The organism is Synechococcus sp. H60.2 (assembly GCF_047462315.1).
GTDB lineage: Bacteria > Cyanobacteriota > Cyanobacteriia > Thermostichales > Thermostichaceae > Thermostichus.
This window is the reverse complement of sequence record NZ_JANSIZ010000022.1, coordinates 1-19,901: the sequence shown is the minus strand read 5'-3', so window position 1 is coordinate 19,901 and position 19,901 is coordinate 1. Positions and strand designations below refer to the sequence as shown.

19 protein-coding genes and 1 tRNA gene are annotated in these 19,901 nt (G+C 60.5%); 7 read left to right on the top strand and 13 right to left on the bottom strand.

The genetic code is table 11. From position 1 onward, the window contains the following. Positions 1 to 323: 323 nt before the first annotated feature. The 9 genes from NW845_RS05205 to NW845_RS05165 all read right to left on the bottom strand — a co-directional run bounded on the left by NW845_RS05205 (position 324) and on the right by NW845_RS05165 (position 7,411). On the bottom strand, positions 324 to 1,235 hold the full coding sequence (locus tag NW845_RS05205; RefSeq protein ID WP_414365526.1) for an alpha/beta fold hydrolase: 912 nt from the start codon (positions 1,233 to 1,235) through the stop codon (positions 324 to 326). Positions 1,236 to 1,320: 85 nt separating this feature from the next. Beyond that, positions 1,321 to 2,271, bottom strand: coding sequence for a LysR substrate-binding domain-containing protein (locus NW845_RS05200; protein WP_414365528.1), 951 nt, complete (start codon positions 2,269 to 2,271; stop codon positions 1,321 to 1,323). A gap of 308 nt (positions 2,272 to 2,579) precedes the next feature. After that, positions 2,580 to 3,227 (bottom strand): thermonuclease family protein, encoded by a 648-nt coding sequence (locus NW845_RS05195; protein WP_414365530.1) that lies wholly within the window; start codon positions 3,225 to 3,227, stop codon positions 2,580 to 2,582. A gap of 357 nt (positions 3,228 to 3,584) precedes the next feature. Then, positions 3,585 to 4,073, bottom strand: coding sequence for a YqeG family HAD IIIA-type phosphatase (locus tag NW845_RS05190; RefSeq protein WP_414365531.1), 489 nt, complete (start codon positions 4,071 to 4,073; stop codon positions 3,585 to 3,587). 46 nt (positions 4,074 to 4,119) lie between these two features. Beyond that, the gene (gene mltG, locus NW845_RS05185; RefSeq protein WP_414365533.1) at positions 4,120 to 5,250 is read right to left on the bottom strand and encodes an endolytic transglycosylase MltG; all 1,131 of its coding nucleotides are present in this window, start codon (positions 5,248 to 5,250) and stop codon (positions 4,120 to 4,122) included. Between the two features lie 120 nt (positions 5,251 to 5,370). Further along, positions 5,371 to 6,135 carry a UMP kinase gene (gene pyrH, locus NW845_RS05180; protein ID WP_414372388.1) on the bottom strand — a complete coding sequence of 255 codons (765 nt, stop codon included), beginning with the start codon at positions 6,133 to 6,135 and terminating at the stop codon, positions 5,371 to 5,373. Between the two features lie 98 nt (positions 6,136 to 6,233). Then, a complete protein-coding gene (locus NW845_RS05175) occupies positions 6,234 to 6,386 on the bottom strand; it encodes a hypothetical protein (RefSeq protein WP_011431218.1) in 153 nt (50 codons plus the stop codon). A gap of 107 nt (positions 6,387 to 6,493) precedes the next feature. Then, positions 6,494 to 6,820, bottom strand: coding sequence for a TMEM165/GDT1 family protein (locus NW845_RS05170; RefSeq protein ID WP_414377260.1), 327 nt, complete (start codon positions 6,818 to 6,820; stop codon positions 6,494 to 6,496). Between the two features lie 24 nt (positions 6,821 to 6,844). Then, complete coding sequence (locus NW845_RS05165; RefSeq protein ID WP_414372394.1) at positions 6,845 to 7,411, bottom strand: TMEM165/GDT1 family protein; 567 nt, start codon at positions 7,409 to 7,411, stop codon at positions 6,845 to 6,847. A 100-nt stretch (positions 7,412 to 7,511) separates the two neighbouring features. On the opposite strand from NW845_RS05165, the gene NW845_RS05160 reads away from it, so the two are divergent. Next, positions 7,512 to 7,584, top strand: a tRNA-Ile gene (locus NW845_RS05160). Between the two features lie 128 nt (positions 7,585 to 7,712). Here NW845_RS05160 and NW845_RS05155 read toward each other — a convergent pair. Together NW845_RS05155 and NW845_RS05150 are read right to left on the bottom strand one after the other, a co-directional pair. Next, a complete protein-coding gene (locus NW845_RS05155; RefSeq protein WP_414377258.1) occupies positions 7,713 to 9,005 on the bottom strand; it encodes a D-alanyl-D-alanine carboxypeptidase in 1,293 nt (430 codons plus the stop codon). Positions 9,006 to 9,051: 46 nt separating this feature from the next. Then, the gene (locus NW845_RS05150; RefSeq protein ID WP_414372398.1) at positions 9,052 to 9,432 is read right to left on the bottom strand and encodes a hypothetical protein; all 381 of its coding nucleotides are present in this window, start codon (positions 9,430 to 9,432) and stop codon (positions 9,052 to 9,054) included. A gap of 322 nt (positions 9,433 to 9,754) precedes the next feature. Between NW845_RS05150 and NW845_RS05145 the strand changes: the two genes are divergently transcribed. Both NW845_RS05145 and NW845_RS05140 read left to right on the top strand, forming a co-directional pair. Continuing rightward, the gene (locus NW845_RS05145; RefSeq protein WP_414365540.1) at positions 9,755 to 10,201 is read left to right on the top strand and encodes a Fur family transcriptional regulator; all 447 of its coding nucleotides are present in this window, start codon (positions 9,755 to 9,757) and stop codon (positions 10,199 to 10,201) included. Positions 10,202 to 10,397: 196 nt separating this feature from the next. After that, positions 10,398 to 12,779: a M48 family metalloprotease gene (locus tag NW845_RS05140; protein ID WP_414377255.1), complete on the top strand. Its 2,382-nt coding sequence runs from the start codon at positions 10,398 to 10,400 to the stop codon at positions 12,777 to 12,779. 24 nt (positions 12,780 to 12,803) lie between these two features. On the opposite strand, the gene NW845_RS05135 is transcribed toward NW845_RS05140, so the two are convergent. Beyond that, positions 12,804 to 13,175 (bottom strand): phosphomannose isomerase type II C-terminal cupin domain, encoded by a 372-nt coding sequence (locus NW845_RS05135; protein WP_414365547.1) that lies wholly within the window; start codon positions 13,173 to 13,175, stop codon positions 12,804 to 12,806. Between the two features lie 205 nt (positions 13,176 to 13,380). Between NW845_RS05135 and NW845_RS05130 the strand changes: the two genes are divergently transcribed. The 4 genes from NW845_RS05130 to NW845_RS05115 all read left to right on the top strand — a co-directional run bounded on the left by NW845_RS05130 (position 13,381) and on the right by NW845_RS05115 (position 18,212). Then, on the top strand, positions 13,381 to 13,746 hold the full coding sequence (locus NW845_RS05130) for a 2Fe-2S iron-sulfur cluster-binding protein (RefSeq protein WP_414365542.1): 366 nt from the start codon (positions 13,381 to 13,383) through the stop codon (positions 13,744 to 13,746). Next, complete coding sequence (locus NW845_RS05125) at positions 13,739 to 15,046, top strand: O-antigen ligase family protein (RefSeq protein WP_414365543.1); 1,308 nt, start codon at positions 13,739 to 13,741, stop codon at positions 15,044 to 15,046. Before NW845_RS05130 ends, NW845_RS05125 begins: the two co-directional genes overlap by 8 nt. A 558-nt stretch (positions 15,047 to 15,604) precedes the next feature. Beyond that, positions 15,605 to 17,194 (top strand): ArnT family glycosyltransferase, encoded by a 1,590-nt coding sequence (locus NW845_RS05120; protein ID WP_414377252.1) that lies wholly within the window; start codon positions 15,605 to 15,607, stop codon positions 17,192 to 17,194. Positions 17,195 to 17,315: 121 nt separating this feature from the next. After that, on the top strand, positions 17,316 to 18,212 hold the full coding sequence (locus tag NW845_RS05115) for a putative CRISPR-associated protein (protein ID WP_414377250.1): 897 nt from the start codon (positions 17,316 to 17,318) through the stop codon (positions 18,210 to 18,212). Here NW845_RS05115 and NW845_RS05110 read toward each other — a convergent pair. Further along, complete coding sequence (locus tag NW845_RS05110) at positions 18,209 to 19,687, bottom strand: hypothetical protein (RefSeq protein ID WP_414377248.1); 1,479 nt, start codon at positions 19,685 to 19,687, stop codon at positions 18,209 to 18,211. The two genes, NW845_RS05115 and NW845_RS05110, sit on opposite strands and share 4 nt — an antisense overlap. Positions 19,688 to 19,901: the final 214 nt, after the last annotated feature.

The window sequence follows — 19,901 nt, the reverse complement described above, 5'->3', positions numbered from 1 at the left end:
ACTGTATACTGCCTGCCGCTCCCCTCCCCCTCTGGCAGAGGGGCTAGGGCTATGACCGCCTGGGCCGAGACAGCCCCGATGTTGAGGCAGTTCTCTGTTGCCGGGCTAAGAGGCTTGGCATGAGGGCATTGACACTCCCCCGACTAAAGTCGGGAGATTCTTGCGCAATCCACAGATGGACTCGCAAAGGCGCTGTCAAGACGCCCCTAGACAGTTCCTTGGAACCCAGTCTCAAGGTTCCGCTTACTTGTTGACTGACAGCACTGTCCGGGTCTTTCACCGGGGTGGGTGCTTGCTTAGAACTAAGGAGAGGTCGGGATCCCTTAGTCCGGCTTTGGGCGCAAGCTCTCCAGAAACTCCCGTATCAGGGGCAGCACTTGCTCTGCATGCAGGGCAGGGATAGCGTGTCCAGCTCCTGGCAAGATCTTGAGCTGTGCTCCAGGGATCCCTGCTGCATAGGTCTGGCAATGCCAGAGGGGGATAGTGTCGTCCTGCTCGGCAGCGATCACCAGGGTGGGGGCCTGAATGGAGTGTAAGTCACGCTCAACGGTATCAACGGCATCTTGGGGGCGCAGGCGCTGGCGGAGAAATTGTCGGGCCACCGGCTGCTGGCGCAGGGATCCCCGCAGCCACAGGAGCCAAGCCAGTCGCTCCTCCCAACGTCCCCAGCGGGCCAGGGGGATGGCGGCTCGCAGCAGCCTATCAACCCACGCGCCTTCCCGGAGCAAAAGCCGCATGTGCCGGTAGCGTTTGACAAAGCTGTCGTCGCGGATCCCGGCAGGCGCCAGTAAGACCAACCCCCGCAGGGGGTAACGAATGGCGTAGGCTGCCGCCACCCAGCCGCCAAAAGAGTGGCCCACCAACACCGGCTCAGACAGGCGCAGCGCCTCGACAAACCTGCGCACAAACTCTACTTCCACGGCGATGTCGTAGCGCAGAGCCGGTTGGCTGGACTGACCAAACCCCAGCAAATCTAGGGCGATGCAGCGGTATCGGTCGCCCAACCCTTGCATCAGCGGCCACCAATTGGCGTGAGTGGCCATGAAGCCGTGCAAAAACAGCAGCGGCATCTCGCCTTGCCCCAGCTCCCGATAGGCGGCCCAGCAGGACTCTGCTCCCGCCAGAGTTAATCCCTCCAACTGCACCCTCTGCAGCGGGATCTCTTGAATGCGGGCCCTCAACTCCGCCAGACGCTGCGCCAAAGGCAGTCGTTCCAACAGTTCTTGCTCCCTCATCAGCTCCCTAGTCGATGAACACAGCTTTTTCCACTCCCAAGGGATCCCCTCCGCTCTCTCCGATCTGGTCGGAAAAAGCTGCCATTCAAGCGATCAACTGTAAGTGGGGAGGGGGAGTTTTCAGCCAGTCTTGGCAGCTCAGCAGCCCCTGGCGAAAGCGGGTGGCCGCCTGCGATTGGTAGCGCTCCGGGTTAAACGCCAGCCAAAGGGTGCGCCGTATCTGCAGCCCTTCCACCGCCAGTTTTTTCAGCCGCCCTTGCTCCAAGTCGGAGCCCACTGCCACCATCGACAAAAAAGCCACCCCCAAGCCAGCCTGGACGGCATTCTTGATCGCCTCAATCGAGCTGAGTTCCAGCCGTACGTTTAGCTGGCCCGGGTTGATGCCGTGGCGATTCAACACCCGGTCGATGGTCTGCCGCGTGGAAGACTGGGGATCCAGGGTAATGAAGGGCAAAGTCAACAGATCCACAAGGGCGGGAGCATCGAGGGCAAAGCCGGGGGCGCCGACCAACACGTATTCGTCTTCCGCCAGAGCCATCACCTTCAAATGCCGCTGTAAGTCAAAGGGGATCTCCCCGCCGACAATGGCCAGATCCAGCCGACCTTCCACCAGCTTCTGGGCAATTCGCCGCGTGGATTGCACCAAGAGCTGCACCGAAATCTGGGGATAGCTGCGGTGATACTGCGCGATCAAAGAGGGCATGACGTAGGTGCCCACCGTTTGGCTGGCCCCCAAAACCAAGTGCCCCCCTCCCATCTCTTGCAAATTGGCCAGAGCTTGGACCGTTTCCCGGCAGAGTTTGAGGATGCGCTCGCTGTAGTGCAGCAACACCTGCCCCGCATCGGTCAGTTCCACCTTGCGCCCGCCACGGTCAAACAACACCACTCCCAACTGTCGCTCCAGGTTCTGCACCTGCAAGCTGACCGCCGGCTGGGAGACAAACAGGCTCTCAGCAGCCCGCCGAAAACTCCCCTGCTGCGCAATTGCCTGAACGATGAGGAGCTGATCCAGGGTAAACGGCAGTTCATCCGCCATAGGGAACTCCAAATCACCCAGCGGGATCCCTTCCAACCTAGGGAACTCGGCAGCCCAGGATCGAAAGCCCGCCTGAGATCATCATATATAAGCAGGCTAAATACTAAGGAAATACAAAAGGTGAGCAATCTCGAGAGAACGGCTCGCTCCCGCCTTTTAGACGGAATCTGGGGCGGAGCGCCTCTCCCGAAGAGCCGTTTCCCATACCGCGGATCCCAAGCCCTTACCAAATGGCAGCGAAACTGTTTGATGAAGTCGAGAGCCATCCCCAAGGGCTAGGCGGCTCTGGACTCATCTTTGGCTTCTCTCTAGCGAGGGCCATAGGGCGTCCAATAGCCGCGCCCCTGTTGCCTTGCCGCATTGGCTGCCTCTTTGAGAATAGCGCCGTACTTGAGGCCATTGGTTTGCGGCGACAGTAGGCCATGCCCCAAAAACAGCATCTCCTGGTTGATGAGGGTATTGGCCCGCCAAACGTAGGCAGGCAGGGTGGGGGTGGGCGCCAGAGCGGGATCCAACTCCAAGAACACCTCGCGCCCCAGCAAAGCCGTCTGCAGGTATTGACCGGCATTGTAGATAGGCAGAGGGGTTTGCCTGCGCAGCTCCGTCCACGTAGGATTGACCTCTGCCGGCAGAGGATCAATCCCGATCAGTTGCACCAGGCGCAAATTCAAGTCCCCTTCGAGCTGGACAACCAGGGTGTTGTAATCGACCACCCGAATGACTTGTGCCCGCTTGAGGCTGCGCAGATCCGGACGGGCCACTAAGGTCAAGGCCCAAGCGGGCCATGCCGAGACCAGCAAGGGTAAGGCCAGCAGGCTGCTCAGCTTAATGAAACTCCGTCCCTGGGATATCAACAGAGACTTGGGACGGTGAGAGATGGAAACAGACCGCAGCGATTTTTGCATCATGGACTTCACCCGTTGCATGGCGGACTTGACGATAGGGATGGTTTGCATGCTTAACCTTTGGATTTGACGCTGCCCTTACACCGCCACCCGGCGGGCCTAATGCCGGATCCGGCTCACTGCCGTCACTCTACAAAAAACTGTGGCAGATGGGTCAACTTGGCGAGATTTCCCGCGACTCCTCCTTTCGGAAGCGCCACCGGATCGGCAGCCTAAGTAGACAGTTTCCCAACGGTTCTCCGATGCCTCGCGCTCTCGCCCCAACTCTTCTCTCTCTGGAAGGGGGGAGCTGGGGATACAAATAGAGTCTCGTTGCCATTGGCCCTGACCTCCCTCCGACTCCCCCCGCATACGCAGGGCAGGTACAACGCGAGCCTTCCCGTCTTGCAAGGTAGCCATGGCTCTCTCTCAAAAGCGGGGATCCAGAATGGCCGCAGGGCTCTTCTCCGGAGTCTTGGGCAGGAGGGAGTTGACCAGTACGGTAACCAAGCCCAGCCGATTGCCCGCCAGGATATCTGTCCACAGGCGATCGCCCACGATGGCTACCGCCTCCACCGGCAAGTTCATTTGCGCCACAGCCCGCCGCAGAGCGCGCCGCGAGGGTTTGCCAGCGCCGTGAATGTAAGGCAGGTTTAAGCTCTCACCAATTTGGCGAATGCGGCTGCGGTTGAGGTTGTTGCTCACCAGCCAAATCTGAAAGTGGGGGCGCAATTGCTCCAGCCAGGCGGCCACAGCCGGATCCACCTCCGCCTGGCGGATCGGCACCAGCGTGTCGTCCACGTCGAAGATGACACCCCTCACCTGCCAGGCCAACAGATCTTCTGCCCGCAGCCGCAAGACAGTGCCGGCCACCACCACATCCGGTTGCAGGAGCTTGAACCAAGGTTTGTGTACCATTTGGAAGCTTTTCAACCACCAAGCGCCAATTCTCCTGACCTCCTCATCAAAGACTAGGTTGAAGACCGGGCGGGGATCCCTGCCGCTCGCGGAGGATTTGTCGTTGAGCTGCCTCGTGCTCGGCTAGAGTCTTGCTGAAAACATGGGTGCCGTCGTAGCGGGCCACAAAGTAGAGGTAGTCGGTCTCCTCGGGCTCCAAAACGGCTTTGAGGCTGGCCAAGCCCGGACTGGCGATGGGGCCAGGGGGCAATCCGGGGTTGAGGTAGGTGTTGTAGGGAGAGGGAGTACGCACCTCGGCAAGGGTGAGGCGGCGATCCGGAGTTTGCCGGATATTCAAGGCATATTCCACCGTCGGATCGGCTCCCAGGGGCATTCCCTGCTTGAGCCGGTTCAAGAAGACACCCGCGATTAAGGCGCGCTCCTCCGGCACAGCGGCCTCCCGCTCCACAATGCTGGCCAGGGTAACCCACTCATGCAAGGAGAGGGAAGTGGTGTGCTGGCGAAACAGGGGTAGGGCCACAGCGGCAAACCGCTGCAGCATAGCGTTGATTACAATCTCGGCTTTTTGCTGATCTGGCAGGGATCCCTCCACCTGTTCGACAGGAAAAAGATAGGTATCGGGGAAGAGGTAGCCTTCCAGGGAGTTCAAGCTGGGGGGCAGCCACTCAAGGGGTGGGATCACACGGGCTGTGGCAATGAAAACATCGGCTGGCATCCACTTGCGCTCCGCTAAGGCCGCCGCCATCTGCTCGATCCGCCAGCCCTCTGGGATGGTCAGCCGCCGCTGCAGAATCCGGCCCTGCCGCAGTTGTCGGGCTACAGATAGCATGTCTTGGTTGGGATCCAAAGCGTAGGTACCTGCCTGAAACAGCCAGTCGCGGCCAAAGGTGCGGCTCCACAGCTCCCAGGCCAAAGCAGAGCGGATCACCCCCGCTTGGTGCAGTTGTTTTCCGATTAAACGGCTGCTGCTGCCCGGCTGGATCACCACCTGGATTGGCTCTGGGCCACCCACCGGCTGAAGCCAGGTCTGCCAGCGCCAGTAGCCAAAGCCGACGGCCAAAGCCACCAGGAAAGCTAAGCCTTGCACCAGACGGCGACCCCAGCGTTGGCGGCAGCAGGGCGGAGCACTCTGGGCGATCAGGCCTTCGGGCGAGGCGGGATCGCGGTGATCTGTCATCGCCTTCCCCTCCACATCGCGTCAGCACATCCTCTGGCCAGGTTGGCGTGGCCAGAAGAGATCCTCAGGCCGTCACCGGCCACTCAAGGCCACCCCCAGTGTAGCCTCGACCTATTCCACTTAGGATCCACTCTCCTGGGCCAAGCGGGCAGGGATCCCATTGCTCTTGGGAGTTGTTTGTCCAATCCAAGTGCCGATGGGCTCACCCTGCACCACCCGGTAGATGTTGCCGGGGGTGGTTAGGTCGAAAACCACGATGGGTAGTTGATTTTCTTTGCAGAGGGCGATGGCGGTGCTGTCCATCACCCGCAGATCGCGGGTAAGCACATCCTGGTAGCTGAGAACATCGTAGCGGCGCGCCTGAGGATGGGTCTTGGGATCCGCGTCGTAAACTCCGTCCACCTTGGTGGCCTTGAAAATCACCTCGGCATCGATCTCCGCCGCCCGCAAGGCCGCAGTCGTGTCGGTGGTAAAGAAGGGATTTCCGGATCCTGCCCCAAAGATCACCACCCGCCCTTTTTCCAGGTGACGAATGGCGCGGCGACGAATGTAAGGCTCTGCCACCTCCTGCATGGCAATGGCCGTCTGCACCCGCGTCGGGATCCCGGCTCGCTCGATGGCATCCTGCAGGGTTAGGGCATTGATGACGGTGGCCAACATCCCCACGTAGTCAGCAGAAGCTTGATCCATCCCCTGGGCAGCCGCTTCCTTGCGCCCGCGCCAGATGTTGCCCCCTCCCACCACGATCGCCACCTGCACGCCTGCCCGCACCACCGAGGCCACTTCGCCGGCAATGGACTGCAAGACCTCGGGGTCAATCCCGTAGGGACGTTCCCCCATGAGGGCTTCACCGCTCAGCTTCAGCAGAATACGTCGGTACTTCATGGTTGTCCGCTCCAGCCCACCCCTGCCTACAATAGCAGCTTTGCTGGGCTAGATCCGGTTAGGGTGTTGGCCAACAGAGCCTCTCGATAAACTCGCCATCACGGCTGCTGTTCTTCGCCAGCGCTGGCCTCCTGATCACGAGGGACAGAACGGAAGCGGCGGCTATTGCGAGCACGACTTTTCTGAAACTGCTTGGCATACTCGCGGTTGCGCTCGGCTTTTTCCCGCTTCAGGTTGCGTTTTTTGGCCATGCTGGTCTTCCTGACCGGTTGTCCGGCATCAAGTAAAGCACTCCGGTAGAGTGCGAGGTGTCCTTAATCGTAACATGCTTTGCCGAAGCCATCCTGAAGGCCTTTGCTCAGCCGGCTATGGGCAGGGATCCCCAGAGTAGGGAGAGGCCGATTAGGAGGAACCCTACGCCTGCCGAGGTTTTGATCCAGCGGGGAGGGATGACCCGCGCTACCCAGGCTCCCGCCCACACCCCGATGAAGCTGGTGCTGATCAGGGCAGCAGCAGCCCCGCAGAAGATCACCCCAAGATTTTGCGAGTGGGCGCTGAGGAGCAGGGTGGCCAGCTGGGTTTTATCGCCCATTTCGGCCAGCAAAATTGAGCCGAAGCTGACCAGAGCAGCTCGCGCCGCGGTCTGTCTCAAGAAAGAGAAAATCTGACTGCTGTGCTGGCTCAACACGCCTCTCTAGCCAAGTTGCTCTCAACTTTTCCCTGGCAGGCCACCCTCGCTTCCCTCAGAGGGCTCACTCTTCCCTTGCCATTCCCGCCAGAGGACATAGCTCCCGATTGCCAGGAAGCCGCTGCCCGCTAACCATTGTAGCCAGTCTGCCGGGATCACCTGTCCCAGTCCTCCCCCCAAGGCTACGCTGAGCAAACTGGCGGTCACCAGAGCGCTGGCAGAGCCGAAAAAAATTGCCCAGGGAGACTTGGATTGGGCGCTCATGAGCAAGGTGGCCAATTGAGTCTTATCGCCCATCTCCGCCACAAACACGGTTATAAAGGTAACAAGCCAGAGCCGCAGTGGGGATTGCTCTAGCAGGTTGTTGACGGCAGAAGAGGCTTCAGACAGGGACGGCACCGTTTGCGCTTCCAGGGCAGGAGACGGGGCCAGGTTCTCACTGGTGGGTTGCCAGTCAACAGCGGTGGCTTCGTTCCAGTGGAGATAGTGCTGCCCAACGGCCAAAAAGCTCCAATAGAGAGCCAAGGATAGGGCTGTCAGCCCCAAGCCTAAAGCCAGTTGCCCCTGCCAAGAACGCCCTGATGCCATGGTCTCCGCTGTCCGCTAACCACCGACATGCAGCTTATCCTGTAGCAGGGCTTTTTTCACCGGTTCTGGAAAAGACAGGGGCGCTAAAGTAGAGAAAGAAGGGGCGTTGGCCGAGCGGTTTAGGCAGCAAACTCATAATTTGCCTTACACAGGTTCGATTCCTGTACGCCCCATCGCCAAAACGCTCTCCGCAGAAGAGTGCTGGATCGAAACCGGCTGGAGATGGTTCCCCATCCCCAGGCACTTTGCTGCTGAGGCAACCCCTTCCAGCCCCTATCCCAGGACGGCAAAAGGAGACGTATCAAAGGCGGGGGCTAGACTCCGTGCGGGATCCCGTATCTACGGAGCGAGGCAGCCAGCGCTCGGGCAAGGCGGTGGGGGATCCCCACTGGGACTGGAGCTGGCTGAGGAATTCTCCCTGCGAGGTGCGCAAGTCGGCCAAGTTGGCCCCGCTGTTCATCACAGCAAACCAGATATCCCCCCGCTCAGTTGGCAACACGCCCGCCAAGGTGCTGACGCTGGGTAGGGTGCCGGACTTGGCGATCATCACTCCCGGCAGCAGCCGCCGCTCCAACACCCCCACATCCTGGCCGACGACGGCAAAGGCATCTGCTAGCGACAAGCCGTGCTCTTCCAGCAGCGATTGAATGGCCCGCAACATAGCTACATTGGCCCGCGGGGAGATGCGGTTTTCCACCCCCAACCCTGAGCCGTTGATCAGGTGCAGCTCTTCTGCCGCGATCCCTGCTGCAGCCCGAGCCCTTTGGGCTACCTGGGCCGCTCCCCCCACCGCCTCCGCCAGCATCTCGGCCATGGCATTGTTGCTGTAGAGGTTCATCAGCTTGAGTAGATGAAGGAGAGGAGGCGATTCATGTCTGAGCAAGACCTGGGCCTCCGAGGGGATCTGCTGGGCAACTCGCACCGACCCCAAAATCTCCACCTGCGGCCTGGGCGTGCCGGGGGGCAGAGTTTGAAATTGCGCCTGGGCTTCCGAGGGCCAGAGGCGAGCATCCATCCCCTGCCGCAGCAGCGCTCCCGAGCGGGCCACATCCTGGGAAAAGTTCATGTAAAAGCGGCCCGCCACCACCAGATCCCCGCGCACCTGGCGGATCCCCTGGGCGTTGAGGGCATTCCCCACCGCGAAGGCTTCCTCCCAAACAAAGAAGGGATCCTCCCCTCCCAGCACCCAGAGATCGCCCTGCAAAACTCCGTCCGTTCCCAGCGAACCTGCTGTCAAGTAGGTGGTGACGAAGCGGTGTTGCCATCCAAACTGCTGCAGAGCAGCCAGGGTAGTGGCCACCTTAGTCAGAGAGGCTGCCGGCAGAGCCTTGGATCCCTGGTGTTGCCCCAAAACTTGGTCACCCATCTGTAGCCAAACCCCCTGGGCCGCGGAAGCAAAGCCACGACCGCTCAACCGGGCTAGGTACGCCTCCACCTGGGGCTGCAGGGATCCCTGCGCCGTCGCCTGGGAAAAATGAGCTGAGCTCAGCAGCAGGAGCGCTGCCGAGAGCATCCCCACCCCGATCGCAACCAACCGCCAGCCCGGCCAGACCCGCCGCTGTCGTTCGCAATAGTATTGCAGAGCACTTTTCACCCAAAAGGCCCTCTAAAAACGCCGACCCACCGCAGGAGCGGATCCCTCAGCTCGGCAGCTCCCAGCCGCTCTCTTCCACAGGTTCCACGTCGATGGTGCCGGGGGGCGTTTGCCGGTAAAAATGTCCATCGGCAACAAACAGGGGCTCGCCACAACTGGGGCAGAAGAAGCGGCTGCCCTCGATGGCCTGCGATTCCGACCCACAGACCGGGCAGCGATCCGTGGCAATCCAGCGGCGTGCCCACCAACGAAAGGCCAGCAGCACCAGTACCGGCAGAGAGAGCAAGAACAGCAACAGAGCCACCAACCCAGCAACCAGCCAACCCAGCCCGACACGGGTCAGCAAAGCTGCCAAGGCCAGGGATCCCAGCCAGAAGCCCCAGCCACCTAGAGAGATGGAATAGGTTTTGGGCTGCTCAAACCGCATCTTTGTTTTCCCTTCCCGTATTGACTACGCTGACCAACGCCGCCGGGATGCCGCGGGCCTTTTCCCGAGTATGTTAGCCCAGACTCACTCGAACTATAGAACCACCTGGGCATACCCTGTAGGCTAGCTCATTTCCAATAGAGGCGGGATCCGGTTTCCCGCACCCTCTGGCAGTCCGGACGCCGGGGTTGCCTCTCTAGAGGGCGGGCAGGATTCCTTTGGCAGCCGAAAGTCGGTGGCACTATCTTGGATGAAGCTATTATCAATTGCAGAACTTATTGACTGTTGCGGCGATGTTTCCCAAAAGTGGAGAGGCGGCATTATGGTCTACACAGAAGAAGCTTTCAAAGCAGAGCTGAACGCCAGAGGCTGGCGAGCCACCCGGCAGCGGGAGATTATCTTGCAAACCTTTCAGAACCTACCCGAGGGCACTCACCTAAGCGCTGAGGAGCTGCACAAAAAGTTGCGGGAAGAAGGCCACAACATCAGCCTTTCCACCATCTATCGCACTGTCAAGCTGATGGCACGCATGGGCATTTTGCGCGAGCTGGAACTGACCGAAGGCCACAAACATTATGAGATCAACCAGCCTGCCCCCCACCACCACCACCATTTGGTTTGCATTAAAACCAACAAAGTCATCGAGTTCAAAAACAACGCCATCCTGAATATCAGCCAGAAGGTGGCTGAAAAGTACGGCTTTAAGGTGCTGGATTGCCAGCTCACCATCATCGGCATCAGCCCGGAGGGACAGCGCTCGATCTTGTAGCCAAACAATTTCTGAAGCTCAGCTCCTGGACAGATACTTGCCCGGGGCGTTCTCCCAGCAGCGGAGCTGTACTGGGTTTGTGGGGAGATGGGGATCCCCTTGGCAGGGAAAGTGCCAGAATAGCCGCTGTAAAGTCGAAAGCCATTGGCAGTTGAGGCAATAACTGAGCTTATCCCACCCAATTCGGGAGATGGCTATGAACGAGCAGGAAGTGGCGCAGTGGCTAGAGCAAGCTCTGGCAAACCTGCGTCTGAGGATCCAGGTGAAGGTCCAGCCCCTCCAGGACAATGCCGAGGACTACGCCTTGGTGGTCATGCTCAATCGGCCCGCCAATGTTGTCCTCAACTATGAGCATCTGACAGCCTGGTTCCAGAAGGCAATTCCCAGCCGCTATCCTCAAGTCAAGCGCTTGGCTCTCTACAGCCGCCCCATCGGCCAGCAGCAGGCCGACTGGAAGGCCCAGGTGAGGCTGGCTCCGGAAGTGGCGACGGGCAGGAGGGATCCCGCCGACAGTCCAGATCTCAGCCGCTACTGCTTTGTCCAAGACCGCCAGTTGCTCACTGCCGACCTGCCTCAACCTTCGAGCGTGGTGCGCCAGGCGGTCTTGGGTTTTCATAGCCTCACGGCTGGGCAAAAAGAGGAGGTTTTGCCCCTACTGCCCCCCTTGTTCCGCAACCCCGGCGCCGTCTCGACGGTGACGTTGTCGGTGGAAGCATCCCTGTGGCTGGAACCTCTGAAAAGCCTCAATCCCCATGAGCTGCGCCTGCTGAGCGTTTGGCTGAGCCGCTATTGCTTCAACCCCAGCCGCACCTTAGCAGAGTTGGATCCCGCCACCTCCAATCTCAAAACCGGTCAGACCCACCGCCGGTATCGCGCTCCTCAGACAGGGGTCTCGCTGGTTTTGGCCAGCTTTGCCGGCAACCTCACTCTGGCCGCCGGCGTAACCCTGAGCTTATTGTTTGGCATGGTGTTTGTGCTGGCCCTGGCCGTTTTCGGCACCTTGGAAGGGGGGTTCTCTTTTGGCTCTCTCCTTTTTGCTGTTTTGCTCACCCTGGCCTTCAACGCCCTGATCTTCTTTTTGTCCCCCTGGCTGATGGACTGGATCCAGCACAACCTCTACGGCACCCAGTGGGTGAGCCTAGCAGAAATCGGGCGTCGCAGCCCCGAAAGCGCGGAGGTGATCGAACGGGTCTGCCGCCAGTACAAGCTGAAGCAGCCGAAGCTGGGTCTGATCCGCGATCAAAACCCCACTGCCTTTACCTATGGCAGCCTGCCGGATACGGCCCGCATCGTCGTCAGCGAGGGCCTGTTCACCTACTTGGAAGATGAGGAGGTGGCTACAGTTTATGCCCACGAGCTGGGGCATGTGATCCACTGGGATTTCGCGGTCATGACTCTGGCTTCCACGTTGGTGCAGATCCTCTACCTCCTCTACGTCTACCTGCGCGACACGCGCCGGGATCGCAGAGGGGGCAAAAACATAGGTTCCTTGGCGCTGGTCGCCTACTTTTTCTACGTGGCTGGCTCCTACTTGGTGCTGTATCTGTCGCGGGTGCGGGAGTACTTTGCCGATCACTTTGCCGCCGAAACCACCGGCAACCCCAACGCCCTCTCGCGGGCTCTGGTGAAAATAGCCTTTGGCATTGTGCAAGAAGGGGAGCGGGAACAGGATGAGGAAGCCCGACAGCGCAGTGCTCGCCTGCTGGAAGGGACGCGGGCCTTGGGGATCTACGATGCCAAGGCGGCGGTGATGGTGGGAACAGCTTACCGGATGGCTGCGGATCCCAGCCAGGTGGGCAGGGTGTTTTTGTGGGATCTGTTTAACCCTTGGGCCTGGTGGATGGAGCTGAACTCCACCCATCCCCTCACTGGCAAGCGGGTGCGGGCGCTGGGCACCTATGCCGAACAACTGGATCTGCCGGTGGAGTTCGACATGGCCAGCGTGGTGGCCCAGGGCAAGCAGCTCAACCGCCAGCAGCTCTACGGCAATTTTCTTCTGGACGTGGTTTTGTTAAACGCCGAGTGGCTGGGGGCGATCTTGGGGATGGTGCTCGGGATCCCCGCTCTGCAGGCAGGGTCTTACGGCATGTTTGCCGGCCTGGCCGTGGCGGGAGCCAGCTTGGGCCTACTGCTGAAGATGACGGTGATGTACCCCAGCTTGGAAAACCCGCCGGCGTTGACGGTGTTGAAGGCGATGAGCAACCCCTATGCCAGCCCCTTGCGCGGCTTGCCGGTGCAGTTGCAGGGGCGGGTGATTGGGCGAGGGGATCCAGGCTATCGCTTTGGCGCCGATCTCAAGTTCCAGGATGAGACGGGGATGATTTTCTTGCGCTATGTTTCTCGGTTTGGGCCGCTGGGCAACTTCCTGTTTGGGGAGAGCCGGGCAGGCAGGCTGATCGGCCAAGAAGGAGCGGTGGTGGGATGGTTCCGGCGGGGGGTAGTTCCCTACCTAGATCTGTCCCGCTTCCAGAGCCGCTATGGCGAAGTGGTGACCAGCCATCCTCCTTTTGGGCAGGCAGTTCAGGTGGCGCTGGGCTTGATTGCTGCCTTGCTGCTGATGATCTTTTTCCCGTTCTAGGCTATCTGGCCAAGGATGCCAAGCTCAGGCTTTTGCCGGTTGCCCACCGTTGGCGCGGGCGTAGTCGTCGCTGAAGCGGACGATGTCGTCTTCGCCCAGGTACTGGCCGTTTTGCACCTCGATGATCACCAAGGGGATGACGCCAGGGTTTTCCAGGCGGTGCTTGGTGCAGGGGGGCACGTAGGTGGACTGGTTGGTGGTGATCAGCCGCTCTTCATCGCCGCAGGTAACTTTGGCGGTGCCAGCAACAACGATCCAGTGTTCGCTGCGGTGGTAGTGCATCTGCAGGCTAAGGCGATGCTTGGGCAGCACCACAATCCGCTTGATCTTGTAGCCAGGGCCCTCATCTAGCACTGTAAAGCTGCCCCAGGGGCGAGTTTCGGTATTGCTCTCCATGAGCTTGTTGAAAACTTCGGCTGAGAAGGTGGCCGGCAGTTTTTCCACTGAGGGTAGGGGGGAATTGTGGGTTTCTAGCATAGGCTGCTCTCCTTGGGGCCCTGCCTTCAGCTTATCCTACCGAGCTGGGGAGTAGCCTAACTCCATTGAAATCCTATGGGATCATGGAGAAGTCTCCTGATCTTGGCAAAGGCCCTTCTCCTCCATGCATTCCTACCCGGTTCACATCCACGACCGCCAGAAAGACACCCACTATCTCATCCAGGTACCTGCCGACCAATACATCCTGGAGGCTGCCGAAGCCCAAGGGATCCAACTGCCCTTTGCCTGTCGCAACGGCGCCTGCACCACCTGTGCGGTGCGGATCCGGCAGGGATCCCTCTACCAGCCGGAGGCGATGGGGATCTCCCGGGAGCTGAAGGAGCAGGGCTACGGGCTGCTGTGCGTGGGCTATGCCCGCTCGGAGCTGTGGGTGGAAACCCAGGATGAAGATGAGGTGTACGAGCTGCAGTTTGGCCGCTACTTCGGTCAGGGGCGGGTACGACCGGGGATCCCCATCGACGATGAGTAATTTTTCTCCCTCAGTTGCCTCTAAAGGCCTGCCGCCGCATCCCTGGCCTTCGCAGCCCCAGGGCTGGCTGTTGGGAGCGGCAGCGCTGATCCCGCTAAACCTGGCCCCCAGTCTGCTGCTGGCGGTGGTGGGAACGGTGCAGAGCTATGGCCGCTCCTGGCAGCAGATCCGACGGGATCCCCTGTTGGGCTTGGCAGGCCTGCTGAGCCTGGTTGCGGTGACAACGGCGCTGCTGGCAGAAGACTGGCGGCTGAGCTTGCTGGGGATGTTTAACTACTGGCCTTTTCTGCTGATGCTGCCGGCCTTGGCTGGGGCACTGAGGGATCCCCTCAGCCGCCGGCGCCTGGCGCAGGTGTTGGTGCTAGGCAGTGGACTGATGCTGCTGTTGGGCTGGGGAGAGGTTCTGTGGGGGTGGCGGGGGCATCTCTTCTTGGGGCCGCTCTGGATTACGGGAGTGGCTGGCGGGGAGCGGCCGGCGGCGGCCTTCACCTCCCCCAATATTCTGGCCATTTACCTAGTGATCCACCTGTGCTTGGCGGCGGGGCTGTGGGGGGTAGCCTCATCCCCCCTTACCAGAGCAGGGCTGGCGGCAATGCTGGGGCTGGGATCCCTGCTGTTGCTGCTGACGGCCTCCCGCAACGGCTGGGGGGCAGGGGGATTGGCTTTGCTCATTGGGCTGGCGCTGCGGCGCTGCTGGTGGGGGCTCCTGCTCCTGTCCAGTTTGGGGTTGGCCGGCTTGGCGGCGGCTTTGGATTGGCCCGGCTGGCGGGCGGTTGTGCCCTCCTTGATCTGGAGCCGGTTGGCAGACACCTTTGACCCCCAGGCCCCCTACTTTAGCTCTACGGCCAACCGCCTGGATGCCTGGCGCTTTGCCCTGCAGATGGTGCGGGAGCGTCCCCTAACGGGCTGGGGCTGGCAGAGCTTCCCTGCCCTCTACAACGCCCAGGATCCGCCGGAGCTGCTGGGCCACTGCCACAACTTGTACTTGCACCTAGCGGCAGAAGGCGGGATCCCTCTGCTGCTGGGCTATTTGGCCTTGTGGGGCTGGATCTTGGTGCGGAGCTGGGGAGCCTGGCGCTGCTCCCAAGACGGGATCCTCTTGGGAGTTTTACTGGCCTTGACGGCGTTTTTTGCTGCGGGGCTTTTGGATGTGGTGATCTTGGATGGCCGCATTCACCTGTTGATAACCTTGCTCTTGGGCGCAGCTTGGGGAGCCAGCCTCGAGCCCCTCTGCAGCGAGGCAAATAGGGTTCCGGCGGATCCCTTCCCAGGCGAGGCATCCCGGCCAATGCCGCAATAGAGTTCCTCCCTTGGTCTCTGTTTCGGTCGCCGGATTTTTTAGCTTGGGATTGTCTCAAGTCCCCGCTCATCAAATCTCCCTTTTCCTTGGGGAGAAAAGGTGGGAGGCGAGGGCATACTTCCCCAGAAGGGGAGTAAAAAGCTGTCGCCAACCTACTTCCAAAAAGGTTCAGTGGTACTTCGAGTAACAGCTATACCATTGATGGGCAACTAAAGTTGCTTACGGGCTTTTCTGCTCTGCACTAAAGTACGGGGCTGCCAAGCTATCCCTCTGTGTCTGCAAGGTCAAGAGGTTCCAGTGGCGATGCTGGCAATGCTTATGTAGAGGTGCACTTGCGATCGGGAAAGCCTTCATTCTACCTGGGTTTTGGTTCTGATGATAGCAAGGCAAGGGCGGAAGCGGAGCAATGGGGCCAGCTTTTGGGGTGTCCGGTCAAGCTGCCGGAGGCAACGCCTTAGGCTCAACCTATCCTGATAGCTCCTTCCAGCCAACAAGGGGAGGCAAGGTTGGCCAAAGCTGAGACAATAACACCTGTCCACGCGCTCAAAGGGATCCCCTGTGCTGCCGCGGGCTGCTCTGTGGATTTTGGGGTTGGGCCTGCTTCTGCGCTGCTGGGTCGCGGCTCTGTTGCCGCCGGGCTTTGACGAGGCCTACTACTACCTCTACACTCGCCATTTGGACTGGAGCTATTTTGACCATCCACCGCTGGTGGCCTGGACCACAGGCCTGGGATCTCTTCTGACGGGGCGGGTGTCGGCTTTTTCAATTCGATTGGGATCCCTGCTGGTTTACAGCGGCTCTTCCCTATTGCTTTACCTCACAGCGGTGCGGCTCTTTTCAGTGCAGGCAGGGCTGATCACTCTGGCAACCATTAGCATCGCGCCCATTTTCTGGATTGGGTTTGGGGTGCTGACCCTGCCGGATAGCCCGCTGATGCTTTTTACGGCAGCAACCCTGTGGGTGGCTGCCCAGGAGTTTTTTCCAGCTCCCTTGGCGGAGGGGAAATTGGGAGCCTATGGGGCAGCTCGCTACCGACCGGGGCCGCGGCTAGCCCTGATGGGGCTATTGGTGGGGCTGGCCTGCCTGGGCAAATACCACGGCCTGGCGGTGGGGTTTGGCCTGGTGCTCTTTTGTCTGCTCAGCTCAGCCCACCGCTGCGCCCTCAGGTCGGGATGGGCGCTCTTGGCAGTGCTGGGGTTCTTGGCGGCCTTCAGCCCGGTGCTGATCTGGAACGCCCAGCAGGATTGGGTCTCCTTTCGCTTCCAGGGGGGGCGAGCGGTGCCGGAGACTGGCTACCGCCTGCAGGATCTGGGGCTGACGGTGCTGGCGGAAATTTTTTATCTTTTCCCAACCTTGGGGATCCCTTTGCTGGGGCTGAGCTTGGCTGAGGGCGGGCGGGTGGGGTTGGCGCTTTTTCAGGGAAGACGCCTCACGGATCGAGAGCTGAAGCATCTTTTGATCTTGGCCTGTGGGCTGCCGCTGGTGCTGGCTTTTACCTTGATGGGGGGCTATCGGCCCATTTTGCCCACCTGGCCGATGCCGGGGTTCTGGGTGCTGAGCTTGCTTTTGGGATCCCGTTGGGAAAGGTGGCCGGAGGCAAGGCGGCTCTTGGCAGGAACGGCGGTGGCGGTGAGCCTGTTGGTGGGGGTGGGGCTGGCCCATGTGCGCTACGGGCTGCTGCAAGCGCCTGGCGGTCTGGGCCTGTGGCCGGTGGAACGGGATCCCTCGACTCAGTTGATTGACATCGAACAGTTGCGGCGGCAATTTCAGGCGGATCCCCGCTTAGCCCAGGCTCTGGCGGAGGCGGATTTCATTTTCACTAACGCTTACTTTTTGGGCGGCCAGATTGGCATGGCCTTGGCGCCGCTGACGGAGAAACCCCTCACCTGCCTGGATGAGGATCTGCGGGGCTTTGCCTTTTGGTCGCAACCTGAAGATTGGCTGGGGCAGGATGGCCTGCTGATTACCTCCAAGCTGTTTCAGCCAAGAGCAGGGATCCCAGCTGCCTATGGCACCTACTTTGAACAAATTGAGCCAGTGGCAGAGGTTCCCCTGCGGCGGGCGGGGGCAGTGGCCCAAACCTTTCAGGTGTACTTGGCTCGGCAGATGCGCCAGCCCTATCCTCGGCCCTACTCCCGCCGGCGCTGAGGGCTACGGCTTTTTCTGTCCACTAACGCCACCCTCCTAGGAACTGGCAAGGGCAGATGGGCCGAGCTTCTGGGCTTGGCTAGCCTAATAGTCTATTGCTTCAAAAGTTGGCGGGGAACTCATGCAGACCATCATCATGACGGTGGGCACCTCTTTGCTCACCAACCTGGACAAAGACCTGCAGCCGCAGCGCCCTTGGGTCGGCCAAAAAACCATCGGCGATCCAGAACGGGCCTTGGCCTGGATGAAAAAAACAGACTTGGAACTGATCAGCGCCGAAACCAACACCTACTACCGGCTGGATCCCACTCCGCAGGATGCCTTGATTTTGCTGTACTCCGAAACCCCTGAAGGACTGGAGTGTGCCCAGATTTTGCAGCTCTTTTTTGAAAAAGCGCTGGGCCAGCAACAGGTTTCCCTGCTGCCCCTCCCCGGCATCAACTACGAGCTAGAGGGATCCTCCCTGGAGCGGATGGCCAAGCTATTGCAACAGTTGGCCCAGAGCGCCAAGGGGATCGTCACCTTTGCCGCCACCGGTGGGTTTAAAGCCCAGGCCATGGTCATGGCCGTGGTGGGCAGCCAATTGGGGATCCCGGTCTGCTACATCCACGAGCAATACAAATCTTTGGTGTATTTGCCTTACTTACAGCCGCAAGTTCAGCCGCGGATCCCGCGGGCAAGCTTGCCGGATTCTGGTCGAGATCGCTCCCAGGTCATCCAATTGCGCAGCGACAGCAGCCATCACCGTCCTCGCAGTTGGGTCAAGGTGGAAAAACTCCTGCGTGAGCTGCCTTGGGTAGATCTGGTTCGCTACGACCCAAGCGCCTACGCTGCCCCCAAAAACGGCATCAAGGCCGCCAACCGCAAAACCGCAGATGGCCGCCACATTTTGTGGATCCATCTCCACGAAAGCCAGGACACCCACCTTGCCGTTAGGGTAGAGACCACCGGCTATACTCCCGAACACCTAGAGCAGGCCGCTGCCGAGCTGCGGGAGCGCATTGGTCGCCTCCTCTAGCTTTTGCTCAACTGCTGGGCCACGAGTTGTACGATGGCCTGAGCCGCACCCGGCTTGCCCCCCAGACGCCGCAATTCCGCCTGCATCTGTTGACGCCGCTCGGGATCAGTCAACAGGGCCCGCATCTGTTCGGCTACCTGGGCCGGGCGCAAGTGTCCTCGCAGCTCCGGCACCACCTCACGTCCTGCCCAGATGTTTGGCCAAGCCAGGTAACCCAGCCACCGCAGGGCAATTCTGTTGATAAGGCGGGCCAGCCAGGTGCCCAGACCGGGCAGGCGAGCCAACAGGCCAGGGATCCCACCCCAGGCACGCATCGCCTCCAGCTTGTTGGTGGGGATCGCCACCACCATTGGCACCCCCAAGTAAGCCAGCTCGGCAGTGTTGGCGCCGACTGTAGTTAGACACAGGTCGCAATTGGCCAGCACCGAATAGGCGGGGAAGCTGGTCCACAGGTGTACCGTGGTGCCAAAGGGGGTGACGAAGTGGGATCCCAGATTGGTTTGCTCCAGAGTGGCCGAGGTGCCGTAAATCACGGCCATATCGGGGTTGAGCTTGGGATGGGCATAGGCCGCCAGCGATCGCGGCGTCTGGCCGGGAGCCACTGGGATGACGAAGCGGACGTTGGGCAGCAACTGGCGCAACTCATCCGCCACCGCCAGCACCAGCGGCACCCCCAGGGAGAGTTTGGCCGGCTTGGAGCCGGGGAGCAGCCCCACCTGGTAGTGGGTGCGGTTGCCATCGCTGAGACGTTGCCAGCTGCGCGGCAGCAAAGCTTCGTCGGCAGAGCGGGATTCCACCCTTTCCGGTGCCGTTCGCACCGATTCCGGCTCCTCGATGGGATCGGGGAGGGGCTGGAGGAGGGTGGAAAAGCCTGCCGTCGGTTTGGGAGCAGCGCCAGAAGCCTGTGTGGGAAGGGATTGGCTGCTAAGCCAGCCGGGAAGAGGTATCCCCGGCAAGTAGACGGCACTGGCCACGCCATCGGCCATCAGATCCCCGACCACGTGCATTTTGGGGGCCCAGCGGTGGCCCAGGAAGCGTCCCCCGTTGTAGCGGCGTTTGATCTCCTCCGTCCGTACAGCAAAAGCGTCTACCCAGGGTCGCCAGCGGGGCTGATGCTCCGCATACACCACCAGACGGTAGCGCAGACGACGGGCAATCCAGACGGCAAAAAACTGATCCCCTCCTAGAAACAGCACCACCCCCCGCTTGGCCCAATCCCAGGCTTCTTCGGTCTGACCCGTGAGCAGAAAAGCCAGAAAAAAATCCGGATCCTGCACCCGATCGACCCGGATAAATTCCTCCGCTATCTTCATCTCTTGTCCAGAGGCGTGCGGACAAGGAGAGAGCACCAGAGAAAGACGGGCCTGGGGCAGTTGCTGGCGCAATTCTAGGACGACTGGCCGCACCCAGGTAAGCAGCTCGCCGGGACCGTTGGAGAGGATGAGAATGTCGTAGGGAAGCTGGCCGCCGTTCACTGAGACGCTCAGGGGGCAAGAACTTTGCCGCTATTGTACAGTTTGCCTTTGGTCGCCAGGAGGCTACTGGGATCCCACTGGCTCCCAGCCCTTGCCCTGCTGCGAGGGAGCTTCGCCAGCCCTCTTCCTTGCTCAGGTTTCAACGTAAGGCGCGGGATTCCCCACCCGGGTGGGGAGGGATAGCGCCTCCTGACTGATTCTGGATATATCGCTT